Here is a 590-nt window from a genome sequence, read left to right as displayed (position 1 = left end):
ACTTTGGGTTGGGGTGCTGTCAAACCGCGCCCAAGGCGCAGGTGCATTGGTAGAGTTCTTGGAGATAGATGGCGGAAGGGGTGGGATTCGAACCCACGGTGGGCTTGCACCCACGGCGGTTTTCAAGACCGCTGCCTTAAACCACTCGGCCACCCTTCCAGCTGATTGCCAGCCTTCGAATGGCATAGCGAGCATTCGGGCGCGGTCAAGATGATTTGCGCCGTTTTTCGAGGAGGGACCAGGGTGAGGGTGCGGCGGACATGTATCGCTCTCCCTGAACTTTGTTGTGGTTAAAGAGCGGGTCTCCGCATAAAACGCGCGGAGCCCATCGTACGGAGCCCACACTTGAAACCGAAAGTGCAATTGTCTCGGCGCGGCATCGCCCTTTACCTCGTGGTACTGGCGGGTCTGATGTCGCTCGGCTTGGTGTGGGGCACTCACGCTCTTCGCGGAGATCCGTGGCGAGAAACGTTGGGGTCTCTCCCGCATCGATATTCCGGCGCACCCTTCGTCTTCATCGCTCATGCGGGTGGGGGACTTCGATCTTCCGCATCTGCCGGACGCAGCAAGGACTTGAGCTATACGAACTC

The 590-nt window shown here is 59.2% G+C and carries 1 protein-coding gene and 1 tRNA gene; one reads left to right on the top strand and one right to left on the bottom strand.

Features of this window, described 5'->3' with window-relative positions; translation table 11 throughout:
* Positions 1-69: 69 nt before the first annotated feature.
* Positions 70-159, bottom strand: a tRNA-Ser gene (locus tag AC1DT3_RS23630).
* 186 nt (positions 160-345) lie between these two features.
* Between AC1DT3_RS23630 and AC1DT3_RS23625 the strand changes: the two genes are divergently transcribed.
* Positions 346-590, top strand: a 245-nt coding sequence (locus AC1DT3_RS23625; RefSeq protein WP_477467578.1) for a hypothetical protein, incomplete at its 3' end; no start/stop codon positions are given.

It is taken from the genome of Microvirga sp. P4_G7 (genome assembly GCF_056401005.1).
The sequence above is the reverse complement of the archived record's forward strand: the minus strand, read 5'-3'. Positions and strand labels throughout refer to the sequence as shown.